Here is a 20,016-nt window from a genome sequence, read left to right as displayed (position 1 = left end):
CGGTGCGCGGCGGGCCGCCGCGCGTTCCCCCAAGAGGAGTCAACCCACATGTCCGCACGCCCTTACAAGATCGAAGCCCAGCCGCTCGCGCAGCGCTATGCGCGCGGCTGGCACTGCCTCGGGCTCGCCCGCGACTACAAGGACGGCAAGCCGCATACGCTGAACATATTCGGCCGCAAGCTCGCCGCGTTCGCCGATTCGACCGGCAGGATCAACGTCGTCGATGCGTATTGCCCGCACATGGGCGCCGACCTGAGCCTCGGCACGGTCGACGGCGACCATCTCGTCTGCCCGTTCCATGGCTGGGCCTGGAACGGCGAAGGGCAGTGCGCGTCGATCCCGTACTGCAAGCGGATTCCGCCGAAGGCGCGCATCGGCGCGTGGCCGACTTGCGAGGAAAACAACCTGCTGTTCGTGTGGAACGACCCGGAAGGCAATGCGCCGCCGCCGGAAGTCGCGATTCCGCGCCTCGACGTGTGCTTCTCCGACGAATGGTCGGACTGGGTGGTCGACAAGATGGTGATCCACGCGAATTGCCGCGAGCTGGTCGACAACATTTCGGACGTCGCGCACTTCGCGACCGTCCACCGCGCGCCGGTCGACTATTTCGCGAACCTGTTCGAAGGTCACAAGGCGACGCAGCTGATGGTCGGCCGCAGCGAGAAGCTGGGCGGCGACAGCCTGACCGCGCTGTCGACGTATTTCGGCCCGGCCGTGCACATCACGCAGATGACGGGGCAGAGCGGCGGCCAGCCGATCCATTCGGTGCTGCTGAACTGCCACGTGCCGATCGACATGAACAGCTTCGAGCTGCGCTACGGCGTGATCGTGAAGAAGGTGGCCGGCCTGAGCGACGAACAGAACATGGAGATCGCGAATGCGTACGTGAAGGAAGCGCAACGCGCGTTCTACGAGGACGTCGACATCTGGCACAGCAAGACGCGGATCGACAACCCGCTGCTGTGCGAAGGCGACGGGCCGCTGTACCAGATGCGCGACTGGTATTCGCAGTTCTACCTGGACGCGGCCGACGTGCGGCCGTCGAGCGTCGCGCGCAAGACGTTCGAGATGAAGATCCGCGACGGCGAGTCGCCGCCGGCGCTGCATCACGTATTCGAACCGCGGTAACGGCTCGCTATTGGCGGCGAAGCGCGGCAAAAAGGGGGCGTATCGTTTCGCGTCCCGATTGCCGCGCACGCCCGCCACGCAAGGCGCGCGCGCTGCCGTGCGCCTGCGTCGCACCGAAAGAGCTTGACGGATCGGCCTGCACCGCGTAGTGTCCGAGACCGAAGTCTTCAAGAAGTTCGATTGCTCATCATTGGCCGCACGCCGTGCGGCAGTCGTTGGTCTCTCCCTCTTTTGATTCTTTCTGTGCCCGACACGGGCGCATGTTCAATCATTCGTTTCAATCGTATTAAGGAAGTATTTGTGGATACCGGTACCGTCAAGTGGTTCAACGAAACCAAGGGCTTTGGTTTCATCTCCCCGGACAACGGCGGCGACGATCTGTTCGCCCATTTCTCGGAAATTCGCGGCACGGGCTTCAAGACCCTCGCCGAAGGCCAGAAGGTCAGCTACGAAGTGAAGCGTGGCCCGAAGGGTCTGCAAGCGTCGAACATCACGCCGCAGTAAGCCGTACCGGCACCGGCCGTCGCATGGCGGCCGCTGCCCGACGGATTTCGCGCGAATGCCGGCCCGAGCCGGCGTCCCGCGCGTTTCGACGCACACGACCGATGCATCGCGGCATTCACGATGCATCGGTCGTGTGCTTCCTTCATCCATCGCAGGTCCGTACGACGTGCGATCCAACGCCCTCGCGACGCGCTTGCCGCGTCGCCAGCGGCTCATGCTGCAACCCGAGTAGACCGTCGCCACGCCGCACGCGGCGCGGTCCCGACTTTGCGCGGTGCCGATCGCACCGCCGCCACCGACCGCCCGACCGCCGCATTGCGCCGGGCTCCGATCAAGACGGGCACATTGCCCGTCTGAACGAATTGATCCCCGGCATCGCGCCGGCCGCCGTCCCGTTGCGGGGCACGGCGCCGGTGAGTTCGCCGCGGCCGCGGTCATTACCTTGTCTGGAGGAATTGGTTTGGCAAAAGAAGAACTGCTGGAACTGGACGGAATCGTTGACGAAGTGCTGCCGGACAGCAAATACCGTGTCACGCTGGAAAACGGCGTCGTGGTGGGCGCGTATGCGTCGGGCCGCATGCGCAAGAACCACATCCGCATTCTCGCGGGTGATCGCGTGACGCTGGAATTGTCCGTGTACGACCTGACGAAGGGACGCATCAACTTCCGTCACAAGGACGCGAATTCGCCGCGTCCGCCGCGCGCCGGGCAACCGCGTCGCTGAAGCATCGGCGATCGGGCGGTGCAATGCCGCACCGATCGCAACCCGGCCGGCCGTTCATGCGGCCGGGCACCCCGGATGGACGGCGCGGTACGCGCCGTTCGCCGGTCGCCCGCGGCGGGGCAGTGCCGCTGCGGCCGGCCCGCATTCCTTCCCGTCGAATCGTCCGATTCGGCCTGTTTTCCCCCCGCTCATCGATTCGCCGCGTATCGCTTTCGCGTTCCATGCCGGTTTTCGGCTGAATCCGCACGTCTTGTCGCGCCCTTAGCCGGCTTTACGCGCTGGCCGGCGTAGCCGTACACTCGTCGGCAATTCGCGGCCCGCGCACGCTGCAGCGCCTTTGCTTTCAGTTTCTTTCCGTGCCGCCGCGATCGTGCCAGCCGGAATTTCGTCGCGCGACGCCAGGAGGCGCCATGAGTGCAGACGCAACCCCCGCAGCTCCCACCGTTCCCGCCGTTGCGTCGGTTCAGGACCGCATCCGCCATGTGTTCGTGCTGATGCTCGAGAACCGCTCGTTCGATCATCTGTTCGCGCTCTCGGGCATCGCCGGCATCACGGCCGCGTCGTCGGGCGACAGCAACGCGTACGACGGCACTGTCCATCCGTTCGGCGGCGGCGCGCCCGACCGGATGCCGACCGATCCGTGCCACGAATTCACTGACGTGCTCGAACAGTTGTGCGGCGCCGGCGTACCGTTCGTTAAAGGGCGGCCTTATCCCGGCATCGACAATTCGGGATTCGTGTCGAACTACGCGACGTCGCATTCCGAGGGCACGTCGCCGCCAGCGGGCAGCGTTGGCGCGGTCATGCAGGGGGCGGATGTGCGCACGCAGGCGCCGTCGCTGTATGCGCTCGCGAACGCATTCGTGCTGTGCGACCGCTGGCACGCGTCGATGCCGGGGCCGACCTGGCCGAACCGCTTTTTCCTGCACGGCGCATCGTCGGCCGGCCTCGACCATTCGCCCACCCGGGAAGAAATGGCGGGATGGGACACGCTCGACGGCTTCCATTATCCGAACGGCTCGATCTTCGCCGCGCTCGGCGACGACAACTGGCGCATCTATCAGGACCAGTCGGGCGATCCGCTCGGCCACGTGCCGCAGGTGGCATCGCTGAAGGGCGTGAGCTTCTTCGACGTCGACGATCTGTCGCACTTCGAAGCCGATCTCGCGGCCGGCTATACCGCGCGCTACACGTTCATCGAGCCCGGTTACGGCGACATCGTGCACGGCACCTACCGGAACGGCAGTTCGCAGCATCCGATGGACGGCCTGGCCGGCGGCGACCAGCTCGTCGCGCGCGTGTACGACGCGATCCGCAATTCGCCGGTGTGGGCGAGCAGCCTGCTCGTGATCGTCTACGACGAGCACGGCGGCTTCTACGACTCGGTCAGGCCGGGCGCGGCGCCGCCGCCGAACGACGGCGCGGCCGCGACGCTGAATGCGAGCGGCTTCGGGTTCGACGTGTATGGCGTGCGCGTGCCAGCGATCGTCGTGTCGCCGTGGGTTGCGGCAGGTCATGTCGATCACACGCCGTACGATCACAGCTCGGTGGTCGCGACGCTCGGGCGCCTGTTCGGTCTCGCGCCGCTGACGGATCGCGATCGCGCAGCCAACGACCTGCTGTCGCTCGTGACCACGACCTGCCGCACCGACTGCCCGACGAGGATCGGCTCATGAACACGACTCCTGCAACCGACCCGCGCGATGCGCTGCCCGTGCGCGACGGCACCAGCCTGATCGCGTATCTGCACATTCTGAAGAAGGCGCATGCGGCGCTGGTCGGCCATGACCAGGCGCATCGCCGGTTCAGCCAGATCGTCACGCGCGGACAGGCGCGGCAGTACATCGAGGAGCTGATGCCGACGCTGCTGCAGGCACGCGCCGCGCATCGGCGGCGCAGGCATGGCGGAAAGCACCGCTGACGTGGTGCGCGGTTGACACTTGGCGGCTCGTGAAGCCAGGCTGCTGGCGAAGGGCGAAGGGCGAAGGGCGAAGGGCGAAGGGCGAAGGGCGAAGGGCGAAGGGCGAAGGGCGAAGGGCGAAGGGCGAAGGGCGAAGGGCGAAGGGCGAAGGGCGAAGGGCGAAGGGCGAACGCACTATGCGCGGTGCATGGGAGCCAAGCGACGCTGCATCACGCCGACTGCCGTGCGCCCCGCACGCCGACCGCCGCTCCCGCAGCTCCCGCCAGTTGCACCGCCGCGCCGGCGAACATCGCCGTGCGCAAGCCCGCCGTGCCGCCATGCGCGGCCGCGAACAACGTGCCGAGCACCGCGATTCCGAGCGTCGCGCCCGCCATCCGCGCGACGTTGACGAGCGCGCTCGCGGTGCCCGAGCGGGCGGCCTCGACCGCGCCGACGGCGACGGTCATCAGCGGGCCCGTCGCGATTCCCATCCCGAGCCCCGTCAACGCGAGCCCGATCTCGGCGCCGAGCAGGCCCGGCGATGCGGCAAACGCGCCGATCGCCGCGAGCCCGCTCGCGATCACGGCGACGCCGCCCGCCGTCGTCGCGCGCGTGCCGACGCGTTCGGACAACGGCCCCGAGCACGGCGACACGACAACGAAGACAAGTGCCATCGGCAACAACGCGAGCCCAGCGCCGGTCGAATCGAGTCGGCCGATGCTTTGCCACGTGAGCGGCAGCAGGAACAGCACGCCGTACATCCCGAACGTCATGCCGGTGGTTGCCGCGATCGCGCCGCGAAACGCGCTGATCCGGAAGATGTCGAGCGGCACCAGCGCCGCTTCGCCATGGCGCCGCTCGATCGCGACGAACGCGATGAACGACGCGATTGCGATACCGCTCGCGACCGCACTGGCGACGGGCGCCTCGCGGAACACGATCGCCGCATACGCGAGCGTGCCGAGGGCCAGCGCGCCGGCAACCTGCGCGCCCGCGTCGAAATGCCGGCCGCGCGGATCGGACGATTCAGGCACGGCCGGTATCGCGAGCAGCATCGCCGCGACGCTCAGCGGCACGACCACGAAGAAAATGCTGCGCCAGCCGAAGTGGCGGATCAGCACGCCGCCGACGGTCGGGCCGATCGCCATCGCGACGCCGTTGCATCCGGCCCAGATGCCCAGCGCGCGGCCGCGCTCGACCGGGTCGCGCCACACGACGCGCACGATCGCGAGCGACGCGGGCAGCAGCAGCGCCGCGCCGACACCGGCCAGCGCGCGTGCGCCGATCAGCACCGACACCGACGGCGCGAGCGCGCATATCAACGACGCGATGGTAAACACGGCCGTGCCGGCCATGAAGATGCGCCGCCGGCCGTGCAGGTCGGCGAGCAGCCCGCCGGTGAGCAGCAGCACCGCGTACGTGAGGTTGTAGCTGTCGACGACCCATTGCAGCGCGCCCACTCCCGCATGGAAATACGCGCCGATCGCGCGTGTCGCGAGATTGACGACGGCCGTGTCGACTTGCGCGACGAGCACCGCGAGACACAGTGTCAGCAGGGTCACGCTGCGCTGCCGGGCGATACGTCCGGCGCGTGCGGCGAGTTCTCCGGTGTGGGCCATGGGCGGGTTCCTCGGCGGGGCGATCATGCGAGCTTAGGCGTCGCCTGCTGCCAGCGTGGTGTCAGCAGGCGACCCGGCCATGTGCGCGCAAGCGGCGTGCCCGCACGCGTCGATTCGACTCGCGACGACGCGCGAATACGGGGCCGTGGTCCGTTTCCCATGGTCCCGGCCACGACTAGGCCGCCACCGCCCGAGCCCGCGCCATCGTCAACGCCGCATCCTCGATCATGTCCTCCTGCCCGCCGACGAGCCGCTGGCGGCCGAGCTCGACGAGAATGTCGCGTGCCGGAATTCCGTATTTCGCTTCCGCACGCTTCGCGAACAGCAGGAACGACGAGTAGACGCCCGCATAGCCGAGCGTCAGCGCATCGCGGTCGAGGCGGATCGGCGCGTCCATGATCGGCACGACGAGATCCTCGGCCACGTCGGAAATCGCGAACACGTCGACACCGGTCTCGATCCCCATCCGGTCGCACACGGCGACGAACACTTCCATCGGCGTGTTGCCCGCGCCCGCGCCGAGGCCGGCCGCGGCCGCGTCGATCCGGTTCGCGCCGGCGGCGACCGCCGCGATCGAGTTCGCGACGCCCATCGCGAGGTTGTGATGGCCGTGGAAACCGAGTTCCGTCTCCGGCTTCAGCGCGGCGCGCACCTGGCCGATCCGCGCGGTCACGTCGTCGGGCAGCATGTGGCCGGCCGAATCGGTGATGTAGATGCAGTTCGCGCCGTACGACTCCATCAGCTTCGCCTGCACGACAAGCTGCTCGGGCGACGACATGTGCGCCATCATCAGGAATCCGACCGTATCGAGCCCGAGCGTGCGTGCAAGACCGATGTGCTGTTCCGACACGTCCGCTTCGGTGCAGTGGGTGGCCACGCGGATCGTGCCGACGCCGAGCTCGTGCGCCATGCGCAAGTGCTCGACGGTGCCGATGCCGGGCAGCAGCAGCGCCGACACCTTCGCGTGCTTCAGTTCGGGGATCACGGCACTCAGGTACGCCTCGTCGGTGTGCGCGGGAAAGCCATAGTTGACCGACGCGCCGCCGAGCCCGTCGCCGTGCGTGACCTCGATCAGCGGTACGCCGGCCGCATCGAGCCCGCGCGCGATGTCGCGCATCTGGTCGAGCGTGATCTGGTGACGTTTCGGATGCATTCCGTCGCGCAGCGACATGTCGTGTACGGTGATCTTCTTGCCTGCAAGTGACATCGTGTGACTCCTCGACTCAAGCGGTGGCGGCCGTCGCGGCCAGCATCTGTTCGGCGAAACGCTCGGCCGTGGCGGCCGCGGCGGCGGTCATGATGTCGAGGTTGCCCGCGTATTTCGGCAGGTAGTCGCCGAGCCCCTCGACTTCCATGAAGACCGACACGCGGTTGCCCTCGAACACCGGGCCGTTCTTCAGCGTATAGCCGGGCACGTAGCGCTGCACTTGCTTGACCATCGCATGCACCGACGCCGTGATCGCGTCGACGTCGGGCGGGCCGTCGGTCAGGCAGTGGATCGTGTCGCGCATGATCAGCGGCGGTTCGGCCGGATTGATCACAATGATCGCCTTGCCCTTGCGCGCGCCGCCGATCTGTTCGATCGCGCCGGACGTCGTGCGCGTGAATTCGTCGATGTTCTTGCGCGTGCCGGGGCCGACCGAGCGCGACGACACCGTCGCGACGATCTCGCCGTACGCGACCGGCTGCACGCGCGACACCGCGTACACCATCGGGATCGTCGCCTGCCCGCCGCAGGTCACCATGTTCACGTTCATCTGCGCGCTGTCGACGTGCGCGTCGAGGTTCACCGGCGGCACGCAATACGGGCCGATCGCGGCGGGCGTCAGGTCGATCATCTTCACGCCGAGCGCGGTCAGCTTGTCGGCGTTGTCGCGATGCACGTAGGCCGAGGTCGCGTCGAACGCGATGCGGATGTCGTCCGCAGCGACGTGCGGCAACAGCCCGTCGACGCCCTGGTCGGTCGTCTTCAGCCCGAATTCGCGGGCGCGCGCGAGGCCGTCGGATGCCGGGTCGATGCCGACCATCCACACGGGTTCGAGCAACGTCGAGCGGCGCAGCTTGACGAGCAGGTCGGTGCCGATGTTGCCGGGCCCGATCAGTGCGCATTTGATTTTCTTCATCAGGTTCGTTCCTTTAGATAAAGCGGACGTCGCAACCGCCGATGCCGGAGATGTGCATCGACAGCGCGTCGCCGGCCGTGACCGGAATCAGTTTCGCGAGCGAGCCGGACAGCACGATCTCGCCGGCAAGCAGCGGCACGTTGTATTCGGCGAGGGTGTTCGCGAGCCATGCGACCGCGTCGGCGGGATGGCCGAGCGCCGCATCGCCGCGGCCTTGCGCGACGCGCTCGCCGTTCATCTCGATCGTCATCTCGCATGCGGCGAGGTCGAGCGTGCGCGGGTCGACGCGCGCATCGCCGAGCACGTACACGCCGCACGATGCGTTGTCGGCGACGGTGTCCTCGATGCGGATCGCCCAGTCGCGGATGCGCGAATCGACGATCTCGAAGCAGGGCGCGACGGCGGCCGTCGCGGCGATCACGTCGGTGCGATCGATGCCGGGGCCGCGCAGGTCGCGCGCCAGGATGAACGCGATCTCGCCTTCGGCGCGCGGCGCAATCAGCGAGTCGATGGCGATCGAGTCGCCCGCCGCGTAGTGCATGCCGGACAGCAGGATGCCGAAATCGGGCTGGCGCACGTTCAGCATGTCCTGCACGGCCTGGCTCGTCACGCCGATCTTCTTGCCGACCACCGATTCGCCGTGCTCGATGCGGCGTTCGATGAAGCGTTGCTGGATGCGGTACGCATCGTCGACGGACAGCCGGCGCGCGCGGCTCGACAGCGGTGCGACCGGTGCGCGTGCGTGCCACGCGGCGTACAGCTCGTCGCCGAGCGTCGTATGCAAGCGGGAAGACATGAAAGGGCCCTCGAATGGAAAAGGCCGCCGTCCCGGGCGGCGTCAGGCGCCGGAGCCTCGCTCCGGCGCGTGGGACGCGGGCATCCCGCGCCGGATCCTTAGTTACCCGAACTGCGGATCGCGTCCGGCGAGAAGTACGCCTCGCTGAACTGCGGGCTGCTGTCGAGTTTCGGCATCGGGCCTTCGTTGGTCAGGCGGTCGGCCATGTACGCGCCGGAGATCAGGTCGTGGAAGAACACGACACCCGGGTAGAACGTCTTCGCGTCGTACGCGTACAGCGTCGTCGCGACGTTGGTGCGCCACAGCTGGCCGCGCGCGTCGTAGTTGTCGGCGAGCAGAGTCATCCAGGTATCCTCATCGATGTACAGCACGCGCTTCGCGTACTGATGGCGGTAGCCGCTTTTCAGCGTCGCCTGCAGCACCCACACGCGATGCAGCTCGTAGCGGATGTACGACGGGTTCTCGTGGCCCTTGGTCAGCAGGTCCGCATACTTGACCGAGCTGTCCATCGCCTTGTAGTTGTGGTACGGCACGTACACTTCGCGCTTGCCGACGATCTTCCAGTCGTAGCGGTCGCCGGGGCCGTTGTACAGGCGGTCGTCGTCGACGGTGCGGAAGCCGCCCGGGCCCTGGGGCTGGTCATAGCCGTATTCCGGCGCCTGGCGCACGCGCCGCGTGCCGGGGTTGTACATCCACGTGCGCGACGAATTGTCCGCGCCGGCCTTGTCCCAGTTCGTGAAGCCGACGATCAGCGAGCCGCGGTCCGACAACGGCAGCTCCGTCGCGTTGCGGTAGAACGTGCGGTTGTTCAGGTCGCTCTTCACGTCGTACTTGCCGACGTTGCGCGGCGAGTAGATGTCGTAGCGCACCTTGCCCCACGCGATGTTGCCGTCGGAGTAGACGACGGCCTGGTCGTAGGTCGCCTGCTCCGTGCCGATCGCCGACGAGAAGCGCTGGTTCCACAGCAGCTCGGCGGCCGTCTTCGGAATCGGGTAGGGCACCTGCGGCGGCGCGTTGGTCACCCCGTTCGCGTCGGACGTCATCGTCGAGTCGGGCGCGTACGTGCGGATGTCCTTGTAGACGGAATCCGCATAGCGGAAATCGCGATGGCTCGGATAGACGTTGATCTTGAACGTCGCCGGGTAACGCTTGAACATTGCCTTCTGGCCGTCGGTCAGGTGCTCCGCGTACTGGGCCATGTTCTCGGCGGTGATCGTCGCGACCGGCTTTTCGTTCGCGTACGGATCGGGATAGCGCCCGCCGCGCTTGTACTGCACGTCGGGCGGTGTGCCGAGCCACTTGCCCGACCACTCCGGCACGCCGTTGTCCTTGCTCGCGGCACGCACCGCGCCCATCGGCGTGAGCGGGCCATCGAGCGCCTTCAGGTCGTCCGGCGTGACCTTCGCGAACGATGCCGTCGCGACGAGCGCGCACGCGGCCATCACCGACGCGCGCGGGAGAGGGAGACGAGTTCGTTTCATGACAAATCCTCTTCTTGCTGAGTGACGAGCGGGCGGGCCGCTCAGAAGTGGTAGGTCGCCGTGGCGAGCACGTAGTCGCGATCGGCGAGCGGACGCGTGACGGGGTTCGGCGAACCGAGGAACTTCGCGTAGACGAGCGACAGCGACAGGTTGCTCAGGCGCGTGAACGTGACGCCGGCCGTCACGCGGTGATCGCCCTGGCCCGTCAGCGAGCCGAGCGCGCCAGCCAGCGGCGACGTGCCCGCCAGGTCGTGCGTGTACGTGAGCGGCACGTCGAGATCCCAGCCGTTGAACACGTTCTTGTAGCTGAGCGTCCAGGCAAGCTCGAGCGCGAGCGCGTTGCGCGAGTTCGCGAGGGTGGTCGAGCCGTCCACGGCCGAGATGCCGCCCGCGTGCACGTACGTGATTTCACCGACCAGCGATTGCGAATTCGCGAGGAAGCTCGGCCCGATCGAGTAGATGCCGGACAGGTTGAGCTGCGTGACGTTCGCGCGCGTCGCCTGCGCGCCGGTCGGCGTGTTGACGAGCACGGCCGCGCCCTGGCGGTATGACGCTTCGCCCGCGACGTTGACCGGACCGACCTGCGTCGAGAAGCTCGCGCCCGTCAGCTTGATGTTGTTGAAATAGGTCTGCCGGTACTGCAGCACCGGATAGAACGACGTTACGACGCTCGGGTTCATGTCGTTGTAATGCAGGTGATACACGCCGAGCTCGGTATCGCCGAACACGCGCACGCGTGCGCCGATACCCCACTGGTTGCGGGCGCTCGGCTTGTCGTCGGCCCCGCGCGGAATGATCATCCCGCCCGGGCCGATGATGAACTGCGCGCCCGGGCCGACCACGTCCGAATAGCTCCAGTACGTGCCGGGCGCGGTCAGGCGGTTCTGCTGGAACGAGAACTGGTAGTAGCCGAGCAGGCTGAAGTTCGGCGTGATCTGCCACTGCGTCGAGATCTGCGGCACCGGCAGCAGGATGTCCTTCACCTGAGCGCCCGCGACATACGACTTGGTCGCATCGGCCGGCCCTTGCGCGCCCGCGATGTTCGGGAAGAACAGGCTTTCGCCCCACGCGACCACCTGGTCGCCGACCTTGACGTTCAGGCTCGTCGCGCCGATCTTGAAGGTGTTGTACGCGTAGGCGGCGAGCAGCGTCGTGTGGCCGCCCGACCAGTAGCGCGCATCGCTCGTGAAGTTGTTGTACTGGCCGGACTGGTTCACGGTGCCCGGCGCGTCGTTGTAGTTCGGGCGGTGATAGGCCTGGTCGTAGAACGTGCTCGCGCGGACGAACACGCCCCAGTCGTCGTGCTTCAGGTTCACTTCGCCGAGCAGGCTGACCTGGTTCTCGATCAGCTTGTTCTTCGCGAAGTTGCGGTCGCCGTCGTCGCCATTGATGTTCGCGGGCGTCAGCAGATTGCCGCTCGGCGCGCGCGTGCGCATGCCGAGGCCGTAACTCAGCGTGAACGTGTAGTCCAGCGTCGTGTCGGCGCCCAGCTCGATCGTGCTGCCTGCGTGCGCGTCGGGAACGGCGCACGTCAGCAGCGCGGCGGCCAGCGTCGACAGCGTGGCGGTGGCCCGCTTGCCGGTACGGCGCGAAATCCGTTGATGCATGGTGTCTCCTCTGGGGTATCGACGACGGTCGACTGTGGTTGTCGTGAGAGGCAGAGTAGGGAGATCGCGGTAGCAGGGAATCGTCAAAATGAACTAGATGACTTCCCTAGGACTGGAAACGATCGGCGTGCGTCGGCGTGCCATCGAGCGTCGCGGGTCGCGCGCGTCAGCGTGGCTCCGTTCGCGCTGCCGCGAGGAACGCCGGCCGTTCGCCGCCGCCGTCGAGCCGCAGGTTCGCGCCGGACGTGTACGACGCGTCGGGCGACGCGAGAAACAGGCACGCCGACGCCACGTCGTCGGGTGTCGCGAGCCGTCCGGCGGGAATCGTCGCGCGGATCGCGTCGAGCGCGGCATCGTCGCCGTAATGACCTTCGGTCGCGGATTCCGTCTGCACGAGGCTCGGGCTGATCGCGCATACGCGCACGCGCGGCGCCCATTCGACCGCGAGCGACGTGACGGCATTCACGAGGCCCGCCTTCGCGGCGCCGTAGGCGGCGGTGCCCGGCGAGGGCCGCGACGCGCTGACACTCGCGATGAACAGCATCACGCCGCCGTGCGGCTGCGGCTGCATGATCGCGTTCACGCGCTGCGCGAGCTGCAGCGGCGCGATCAGGTTGAGCCGCACGATCGATTCGGTGAAGCGCGGCGACGCGTCGGCCGCGAGCACGAACGGCGAGCCGCCCGCGTTGTTGACGAGCACGTCGAGGCAGCCGGTGGCATCGCGGATCGTCGCGAGCATCGCGTCGACCTGCTCGATGTCGCGCAGGTCGGCCGCGACGAAAGTGGCCGTGCGCCCGCCGGCCGAAGGCGGCGTGTCGGGTGCGCTGCGCCCGCACACGAACACGCGGGCACCCGCCGCGAGAAACCGCTCGGCGATGCGCCGCCCGATGCCCTTGGTGCCGCCCGTCACGAGCACCGTCCTGCCGCTGTAGTCGAATCCGTTCATCGTCTGCCTCCGTTTCGGTGGCCCGATGATAGGAACAAGCGCGCGCAGCTTCGTAGTCTGAAAGGATGATGCCGGCCGGCGCCCGCGGAGCAATCATCCTGGCAGGCATCCATCGACCGACGAAGGAGACAACCCGCGATGACGACCCCCACGACGCCGCCGGCCGGCATCTTCACCGACGTACCGGGCGGCTTGCGCCTGCATCATTTCGAGGCGGGCGAAGGCCGCCCGGTCGTGTTCATCCACGGCAGCGGCCCGGGCGCGAGCGGCTTCAGCAACTTCAAGCACAACTACCCGGCATTCGCGGCCGCCGGCCATCGCGCGATCGTCGTCGACCTTCCCGGCTACGGGCAGTCGTCGAAGCCGTCCGACGTCGCCTACACGCTCGACTTCTTCGTCGGCGCGCTGCATGCGCAGCTGTCCGCGCTCGGCATCGGGCCGGCCGTGCTGCTCGGCAACTCGCTCGGCGGCGCGATCGCACTGAAATACGCGCTCGATTACCCGGATGAAGTCGACGCGCTGATCATGATGGCCCCGGGCGGCGTCGAGGACCGCGACACCTACTTCCGGATGGAAGGGATTCAGCGGATGGTGCAGCTGTTCACCAATCGCCAGATGAATGACGACACCATGCGCGAGCTGCTGACGCTGCTGGTTCACGACCCGGCGATCGTCACCGACGCGCTCGTCGCCGAGCGGATGAAGGTCTGCGTCGAGCAGCCGACCGAAGTGCTGTCGACGATGAGCGTGCCGAACCTGACGGGCGCGCTCGGCGACCTGCGCTGCCCGGTGCTCGGTTTCTGGGGCACCGACGATCGCTTCAATCCGGTCGGCGGCGCGCTGACGTTCCTCGAACGCTGCCGCGACGCGCGCTTCGTGCTGCTGAACCGCTGCGGCCACTGGGTCATGGTCGAGCACGCCGCATATTTCAATCGCGAATGCGTCGACTTCCTCGCGGCACCTGGCGCCCCCGCCGCGCGATAATTTCGGATGCCCTTCACGACCGGCCCGTTCGAGGCCGGTTCGCCTGATTACACGGAGACACAATGAAACTGATCGAAGAGCTGTTCGACCTGCGCGGCAAGGTGGCCGCGATCACCGGCGGCGCGCGCGGCATCGGCGCGGAAACGGCACGCACGCTGGCGGCGGCCGGCGCGAGCGTCGCGATCCTCGACGTGCTGTCGCAACCGGCGCAAGCGCTCGTCGAGGAGATCCGCGCGCAGGGCGGGCAGGCCGCGTTCTGGTCGCTCGACGTGACGCACGAGGCCGATGTGGCACGCGTGTTCGGCGAGATCGTCGCGCGCTTCGGGCGCCTCGACGTGCTCGTGAACAACGCGGGCATCGAAGGGCACAACGTGCCGACGCACGAACTCACGCTCGCGCAATGGCAGCGCGTGCAGGACGTGAACGTCAATGGCGTGTTCCTGTGCACGCGCGCCGCGATTCCGCACATCGAGGCGGCCGGCGGCGGCTCGATCGTGAACCTGTCGTCGATGTACGGGATCGTCGGCGGCCCCGACGTCCCCGCGTACCACGCATCGAAGGCGGCGGTGCGGATGATGGCGAAGGTCGATGCGATGCTGTATGCGACGAAGAACATCCGCGCGAACTCGGTGCATCCAGGCTACATCCGCACGCCGATGCTCGAGGATGCATTCCGGCAGATGGGCCAGGATCCGGATCGTGCGTTCGAGTACATGCAGACGCACGTGCCGATGGCGAAGATCGGCAGCCCGCGCGACATCGCGGCCGGCATCCTGTATCTCGTGTCGCCGGCGGGACGCTACGTGACAGGGGCGGAGCTTGTGATCGACGGCGGATACACCGCGCGCTGATTGGCGGCGGCGGAAAAAAAGCGAAACAGGAGACAGGCAGTTGAAAGCGCTCGTGGCAGTGAAGCGCGTGGTCGACGCGAACGTGAAGGTCGGCGTGAAGTCCGATCAATCCGGCGTCGACATCGCGAACGTGAAGATGTCGATGAACCCGTTCGACGAAATCGCGGTGGAAGAGGCCGTGCGATTGAAGGAGGCCGGCGTCGTGACGGAGGTGGTGGCCGTGTCGGTCGGTGTCGCGCAAGCGCAGGAAACGCTGCGCACGGCGCTGGCGATCGGCGCGGATCGCGCGATCCTGGTCGAGTCGAACGATGGCGTCGAGCCGCTGGCCGTCGCGAAGATCCTCAAGGCGCTGGTCGACAAGGAGCAGCCGCAACTCGTGATCCTCGGCAAGCAAGCGATCGACGACGATTCGAACCAGACGGGCCAGATGCTCGCTGCGCTGGCTGGCCTGCCGCAAGCGACGTTCGCGTCGAAGGTGACGATCGCCGACGGCAAGGCAACGGTTGCACGCGAAGTCGATGGTGGCGCGGAAACGCTGTCGCTTCAACTGCCCGCGGTTGTCACGACGGATCTGCGCCTGAACGAGCCGCGCTACGTGACGCTGCCGAACATCATGAAGGCGAAGAAGAAGCCGCTGGAAACGGTGAAACCCGAAGACCTGGGCGTGGACGTTACGCCGCGTCTGAAGACGCTGAAGGTGGACGAGCCGCCGAAGCGCGCGGCCGGCGTGAAGGTGCCGGACGTGAAGACGCTGGTCGAGAAGCTGAAGACCGAAGCTAAGGTGCTGTAAAGGGAGCGGAAAGAAATGACGATTCTGGTGATTGCCGAGCACGATGCGGCATCGGCGGGCGGGGCGTCGCCGATCAAGGCGGCGACGTTGAATGCGGTGGCGGCTGCGCAAGCCATCGGCGGCGACATCCACGTGCTGGTCGCGGGCCACGATGCGCAAGCAGCCGCGGACGCAGCAGCAAAGATCGCCGGCGTTGCGAAGGTGCTGCTGGCCGACGCGCCGCAACTGGCCGAAGGCTTGGCGGAGAACATCGAAGCAACGGTGCTGACCATCGCCGCGAACTACTCACACATCCTCGCCCCGGCAACGGCGTACGGCAAGAACGTCGCGCCGCGTATCGCCGCGAAGCTCGACGTCGCGCAGATTTCGGACATCACGGCGGTCGTTTCGGCCGACACGTTCGAGCGCCCGATCTACGCAGGCAACGCGATCGCGACGGTGCAATCGAGCGACCCGATCAAGGTGATCACGGTGCGCGCGACGGGTTTCGATCCGGTGGCGGCGGAAGGCGGCAGCGCAGCGGTCGAGACGATCGAAGCAGCGGCCGATGCAGGCAAGTCGCAGTTCGTCAGCCGTGAAGTGACGAAGCTGGACCGTCCGGAGCTGACCAGCGCGAAGATCATCGTGTCGGGCGGCCGCGGTCTGGGTAGCGGCGATAACTACACGAAGGTGCTGGAGCCGCTGGCGGACAAGCTGTCGGCAGCGCTCGGCGCATCGCGCGCGGCAGTCGACGCCGGCTACGTGCCGAACGACTACCAGGTCGGCCAGACCGGCAAGATCGTCGCACCGCAGTTGTACATCGCGGTCGGCATCTCGGGTGCGATCCAGCATCTGGCCGGCATGAAGGATTCGAAGGTGATCGTCGCGATCAACAAGGATCCGGACGCGCCGATCTTCAGCGTGGCCGACTACGGCGTGGTCGGCGATCTGTTCGCACTCGTCCCCGAAGCGGTCGCGGCGCTTTGAGCGATGGCGCTGTTCGAATTCAACGGCACGCGCCCGCGCATCGATCCGTCCGCGTACGTTCATCCGAGCGCGGTCGTGATCGGCGACGTGACGATCGGCGCGGGTTGCTATATCGGCCCGCATGCGAGCCTGCGCGGCGACTTCGGTGCAATTGTCGTCGAGGAGGGCAGCAACGTGCAGGACGGCTGCGTGCTGCACGTCGGCATCGGCGAGACATGCCGGCTCGGCGTGAACAGCCACGTCGGCCATGGCGCGATCGTGCACGGCGCGACGCTCGAACCGGACACGATGATCGGGATGAACGCGGTCGTGATGGATGGCGCGACGATCGGCGCGACGACGATCGTCGCGGCCTGCGCGTTCGTGAAGGCCGGCTACGACGTGCCGCGCGGCGTGCTGCTCGCGGGCGTGCCGGGGCGCGTGGTGCGGCGGTTGAGCGACGCGGAGATCGACGCGAAGGCGAACGGCACGCGGGTCTATCAGCAACTCGCGGCGCACTGCCTGCGGACGATGATGCAGATCGGCGACGCGTAAGCGATACGCGTCATCGCTCCGGCGGCGGCTGCCTGGCGGCGGGAATCCGTCGTCGATTGCTCGAATGCCGCCGTGTGGCGAGCACCCAACGAAGCCGTGCCGTCAGCGCGGCGCCAGCGGTTTTCTCCGGGTTTGTGCGGATGGCGATTCGCGTGCGTGCGTGCCGATCGTGACATTCGCGCGGGATCGATTGCCTGATGCGGCGCCGTTGTCTTAAGATCGGCGTCAGACTATCCCTCCGCCTCCGGCGCCGAATGAAAACGACCATACGCCTGCGCGTCGCCATCATCGCTTCGGCTTTTGCCGTATATCACGTATTCATGCACATCCAGTGGGTCGCGAGCGGTTGCATCGAATTCCTCGGCAGCCGGCATTGCAGTTTCGAGAACACTGCGAATTTCGAGGGCATGATGGACTTCGACCTGCTCGTGACCTGCGCGTGGGTCGCGGGCGCGGTGATGGCGTGGCTCGCCGTCGCACGCGCGCCGAAGAAGTCCGGCTGAGCGGCAGCCGGCGCGCACTCCGCACGGGCATCGTATAAAGGCTGAAGAATGTAGCGGCATGCACCGCACGGCGGCGCCGAATTCGTCGGATCCGCGTCGTTGCACGCCGCCACTGGCGGCGTTTTCTTCGCGCGTTCGCACGCGTCGCGCGGCCTTTGCTTTCCCCAGTGCGCTGCACTAGATTCCAAGCATTACGTGCCAGCGACCGCGCGAGGTGAAGCCATGACGCCGTGGGAAATTCAGGGAACCGAACTGATGAACTGCAATTGCTCATACGGTTGCCCCTGCCAGTTCAATTCGTTGCCGACGCACGGCAACTGCGAAGCGATGGGTGCGATTTCGATCGACAGCGGCCACTATGGCGACGTCGTGCTCGATGGCGTGCGGATCGCGGTCGTGTTCCAGTGGCCGGGGCCGATCCACGAAGGCCACGGACGCTGCCAGCCGATCGTCGACGAGCGCGCGAGCCCGGCACAGTGCGACGCCGTGCTGAAGATCATGACCGGCCAGGACACGGATCCGTTCGCGACGATGTTTTCCGTGTTCGCGTCGACGCTCGAGCACGCATACGATCCGATCTTCGCGAAGATCGATTTCGACGTCGATGTCGATGCGCGGCGGGGCCGGATCAGTGTCGAAGGCGTGTTCGACGTCGTCGGCGAGCCGATCCGCAATCCGGTGACGGGCGCCGAGCATCGCGTGCGGATCGACCTGCCGCATGGCTTCGAATACGAGCTTGCCGAGATCGGCTCCGGCACCGGCCGGTCGCGTGGCCACATCGAGCTGGATCTCGAGCGGAGCTACGCGCAGTTCGCGCGGCTGCACCTGAACAATCACGGGCTGATCCGGCATCGCGTCGCGGCATGACTCCGGTCGGCGATTATCTCGGGCGCGAGCGCGTCGTCACGCTGCTCGGCATGACCGCGCTCGTCGGCGCGTGCTGGGTCTACCTGTGGACGGGCGCGGGCACCGGCATGTCCGCGCTGGACATGACGGCGCTCGCGCTGTTCCCGCATCGGCTCGCCGACGGCATGGGCGCGATGGATCCATCGCTCGCGACCGTGATCCTGATGTGGTGGGTGATGATGATCGCGATGATGACGCCCGGCGCGGCGCCGCTCGTGCTGCTGTATCGGCGCGTGCTGCGCCATCGCGGTGCGCAGGCGGCCGGGGCTGCGTTCACGTCGACGTTTCTGCTGGCCGGCTATCTGGCCGCGTGGCTGGGGTTCTCGATCGCGGCGGCGGTGCTCCAGACGCTGCTGCAGCCTGCCGGGCTGATCTCCGGAATGATGCTGTGGTCGAAGAGCGCCGTGCTGTCCGCAATCGTCCTCGCACTGGCCGGCGCCTACCAGTTCTCGCCGTTCAAGCAGGCGTGCCTGCGGCAGTGCCGGTCGCCGGTCGGGTTTCTCACGACGTACTGGCGCCCGGGCGCCACGGGCAGCTTCCTGCTGGGCGTGCGGCACGGCGCATATTGCGTGGGCTGCTGCTGGCTGCTGATGGCGCTGCTGTTCGTGGGCGGCGTGATGAACGTCGTGTGGATCGTCGCATTGTCGCTGTTCGTGCTCGTCGAAAAGGTGCTGCCGGGCGGCGAGCGCATCGGCCGCGCGCTGGGCGTCGTGCTGATCGCGTGGGCGGTCGCGACGTTGCTGGTGTAGCCGGCGCGCTCGTTACTGGCTGAACGGGGAGTCGCTCGATGAAGACCAGATGCCTCGCCATCGCCGTACTCGGCGCGATGGCTGTCGTTGCGATGCCGGTGCGCGCGGGCGGGAACATGCCCGACATGAGCATGGGCGACATGAAGATGTCGGCGCAGGATTCGGAGCTGACCGATGCCGAAGTGAAACGGATCGATGCCGCGCACGGCATGGTGACGCTGAAGCACGGCGCGCTCGAGAACGTCGGGATGGCGCCGATGACGATGGCGTTCAAGGCCCGTGACCGGGCGATGATCGAGTCGCTGCATGTGGGCGACAGGGTCAAGGTCCGGGTCGAGCGCGTGGGCGGCACGCTGACGATCGTGAAGCTCGTGCAACGACAGTAACGGCGGCGCAAGCGAGCGCTTTCCGCGCGACTGTCTCGGGCAGGCAGCGCTAACGCCCGTCTTTACCTGGAGCACCGTCGGCTTCAGCGAAATTCAGTTCGACGCCATTGCCGGCCGGGTCGGTGAAAAAGAGCTGGAGTTGACGCGTGAGCGGCACGTACGCGCGCGAGTACCGGACTTGCGCGTCGGCCAGACGCCGCTCCATGTCGGCCGCGTTTGCGCAAGAAAACGCCATATGGTCGAACGTATTGACGACATGCGCCGGCCGGACCTCGCCGGGCCGTGCTTCCGACAGATGGAGAATCGCCTGCGCCCCCGCGTAGAGCCAGTAGCCGTTGCTCCGGAACGGCGGTCGATAGCCCGGCTCGAGGCCCACGACGTTCACGTAGAAATCGCGCAGCGTGTCGAGCGTGGCTCGATCCGCGCGCAGGTTGTAATGATTGAGTCCGATCACTGGCATGGCGGGTTGTCCGGTTCGTGCAAGGTGCACACCGCACAGCATCGCGCAACGCGGGCCGT

22 protein-coding genes are annotated in these 20,016 nt (G+C 67.2%); 14 read left to right on the top strand and 8 right to left on the bottom strand.

All coding sequences use genetic code 11. The features are described from left to right. Positions 1 to 48: 48 nt before the first annotated feature. From WS51_RS05735 to WS51_RS05715, 5 genes are all read left to right on the top strand, one after another. Positions 49 to 1,128, top strand: a complete 1,080-nt coding sequence (locus WS51_RS05735; protein ID WP_059773880.1) for a Rieske 2Fe-2S domain-containing protein — start codon at positions 49 to 51, stop codon at positions 1,126 to 1,128. A 300-nt stretch (positions 1,129 to 1,428) separates the two neighbouring features. Continuing rightward, a complete protein-coding gene (locus tag WS51_RS05730; protein WP_006751843.1) occupies positions 1,429 to 1,632 on the top strand; it encodes a cold-shock protein in 204 nt (67 codons plus the stop codon). Between the two features lie 460 nt (positions 1,633 to 2,092). Then, complete coding sequence (gene infA / locus WS51_RS05725) at positions 2,093 to 2,356, top strand: translation initiation factor IF-1 (protein WP_059451274.1); 264 nt, start codon at positions 2,093 to 2,095, stop codon at positions 2,354 to 2,356. 410 nt (positions 2,357 to 2,766) lie between these two features. Continuing rightward, positions 2,767 to 4,032, top strand: coding sequence for an alkaline phosphatase family protein (locus tag WS51_RS05720; RefSeq protein WP_069228753.1), 1,266 nt, complete (start codon positions 2,767 to 2,769; stop codon positions 4,030 to 4,032). Further along, complete coding sequence (locus WS51_RS05715; RefSeq protein ID WP_059507493.1) at positions 4,029 to 4,277, top strand: hypothetical protein; 249 nt, start codon at positions 4,029 to 4,031, stop codon at positions 4,275 to 4,277. Before WS51_RS05720 ends, WS51_RS05715 begins: the two co-directional genes overlap by 4 nt. Positions 4,278 to 4,486: 209 nt before the next feature. Here the strand turns inward: WS51_RS05715 and WS51_RS05710 are convergent, their stop codons facing one another. The 7 genes from WS51_RS05710 to WS51_RS05680 all read right to left on the bottom strand — a co-directional run bounded on the left by WS51_RS05710 (position 4,487) and on the right by WS51_RS05680 (position 12,828). After that, entirely contained in the window at positions 4,487 to 5,875 is a 1,389-nt protein-coding gene (locus WS51_RS05710; protein ID WP_060022222.1) for an MFS transporter, read from the bottom strand. Between the two features lie 175 nt (positions 5,876 to 6,050). Further along, complete coding sequence (gene dmpG / locus WS51_RS05705; RefSeq protein WP_060339728.1) at positions 6,051 to 7,082, bottom strand: 4-hydroxy-2-oxovalerate aldolase; 1,032 nt, start codon at positions 7,080 to 7,082, stop codon at positions 6,051 to 6,053. Positions 7,083 to 7,098: 16 nt separating this feature from the next. Further along, positions 7,099 to 7,998, bottom strand: a complete 900-nt coding sequence (locus tag WS51_RS05700) for an acetaldehyde dehydrogenase (acetylating) (protein ID WP_069228752.1) — start codon at positions 7,996 to 7,998, stop codon at positions 7,099 to 7,101. 13 nt (positions 7,999 to 8,011) lie between these two features. Beyond that, positions 8,012 to 8,794, bottom strand: a complete 783-nt coding sequence (dmpE, locus tag WS51_RS05695; protein WP_069228751.1) for a 2-oxopent-4-enoate hydratase — start codon at positions 8,792 to 8,794, stop codon at positions 8,012 to 8,014. Positions 8,795 to 8,892: 98 nt separating this feature from the next. Further along, complete coding sequence (locus tag WS51_RS05690) at positions 8,893 to 10,275, bottom strand: DUF1329 domain-containing protein (protein ID WP_059773870.1); 1,383 nt, start codon at positions 10,273 to 10,275, stop codon at positions 8,893 to 8,895. 41 nt (positions 10,276 to 10,316) lie between these two features. After that, positions 10,317 to 11,882 carry a DUF1302 domain-containing protein gene (locus tag WS51_RS05685; RefSeq protein ID WP_059951004.1) on the bottom strand — a complete coding sequence of 522 codons (1,566 nt, stop codon included), beginning with the start codon at positions 11,880 to 11,882 and terminating at the stop codon, positions 10,317 to 10,319. 166 nt (positions 11,883 to 12,048) lie between these two features. Next, positions 12,049 to 12,828, bottom strand: coding sequence for an SDR family oxidoreductase (locus tag WS51_RS05680; RefSeq protein WP_059507487.1), 780 nt, complete (start codon positions 12,826 to 12,828; stop codon positions 12,049 to 12,051). Positions 12,829 to 12,966: 138 nt separating this feature from the next. On the opposite strand from WS51_RS05680, the gene WS51_RS05675 reads away from it, so the two are divergent. The 9 genes from WS51_RS05675 (at position 12,967) to WS51_RS05635 (ending at position 19,497) form a co-directional block, all read left to right on the top strand. Beyond that, entirely contained in the window at positions 12,967 to 13,812 is an 846-nt protein-coding gene (locus WS51_RS05675; RefSeq protein WP_069228750.1) for an alpha/beta fold hydrolase, read from the top strand. Between the two features lie 62 nt (positions 13,813 to 13,874). After that, positions 13,875 to 14,663, top strand: coding sequence for an SDR family NAD(P)-dependent oxidoreductase (locus WS51_RS05670; protein WP_060022211.1), 789 nt, complete (start codon positions 13,875 to 13,877; stop codon positions 14,661 to 14,663). 40 nt (positions 14,664 to 14,703) lie between these two features. Then, positions 14,704 to 15,453, top strand: coding sequence for an electron transfer flavoprotein subunit beta/FixA family protein (locus tag WS51_RS05665; RefSeq protein ID WP_059845789.1), 750 nt, complete (start codon positions 14,704 to 14,706; stop codon positions 15,451 to 15,453). A 15-nt stretch (positions 15,454 to 15,468) separates the two neighbouring features. After that, positions 15,469 to 16,419 carry an electron transfer flavoprotein subunit alpha/FixB family protein gene (locus WS51_RS05660; protein WP_069228749.1) on the top strand — a complete coding sequence of 317 codons (951 nt, stop codon included), beginning with the start codon at positions 15,469 to 15,471 and terminating at the stop codon, positions 16,417 to 16,419. A 3-nt stretch (positions 16,420 to 16,422) separates the two neighbouring features. Then, a complete protein-coding gene (locus WS51_RS05655) occupies positions 16,423 to 16,953 on the top strand; it encodes an acyltransferase (protein ID WP_059944403.1) in 531 nt (176 codons plus the stop codon). A 254-nt stretch (positions 16,954 to 17,207) separates the two neighbouring features. Next, on the top strand, positions 17,208 to 17,456 hold the full coding sequence (locus WS51_RS05650) for a hypothetical protein (protein ID WP_059450374.1): 249 nt from the start codon (positions 17,208 to 17,210) through the stop codon (positions 17,454 to 17,456). Positions 17,457 to 17,678: 222 nt separating this feature from the next. After that, on the top strand, positions 17,679 to 18,323 hold the full coding sequence (locus WS51_RS05645; protein WP_059450373.1) for a DUF1326 domain-containing protein: 645 nt from the start codon (positions 17,679 to 17,681) through the stop codon (positions 18,321 to 18,323). Further along, positions 18,320 to 19,111: a DUF2182 domain-containing protein gene (locus tag WS51_RS05640; RefSeq protein ID WP_069228748.1), complete on the top strand. Its 792-nt coding sequence runs from the start codon at positions 18,320 to 18,322 to the stop codon at positions 19,109 to 19,111. Before WS51_RS05645 ends, WS51_RS05640 begins: the two co-directional genes overlap by 4 nt. Before the next feature lie 38 nt (positions 19,112 to 19,149). Then, positions 19,150 to 19,497, top strand: a complete 348-nt coding sequence (locus tag WS51_RS05635) for a copper-binding protein (RefSeq protein WP_069228747.1) — start codon at positions 19,150 to 19,152, stop codon at positions 19,495 to 19,497. A gap of 49 nt (positions 19,498 to 19,546) precedes the next feature. Here the strand turns inward: WS51_RS05635 and WS51_RS05630 are convergent, their stop codons facing one another. Beyond that, positions 19,547 to 19,957, bottom strand: a complete 411-nt coding sequence (locus tag WS51_RS05630; protein ID WP_069228746.1) for a VOC family protein — start codon at positions 19,955 to 19,957, stop codon at positions 19,547 to 19,549. Positions 19,958 to 20,016: the final 59 nt, after the last annotated feature.

The organism is Burkholderia territorii (genome assembly GCF_001718335.1).
Taxonomy (GTDB): Bacteria; Pseudomonadota; Gammaproteobacteria; order Burkholderiales; family Burkholderiaceae; genus Burkholderia; species Burkholderia territorii.
Note: the sequence above shows the minus strand (reverse complement) of the source record. Positions and strands in the feature narration are given on the sequence as shown.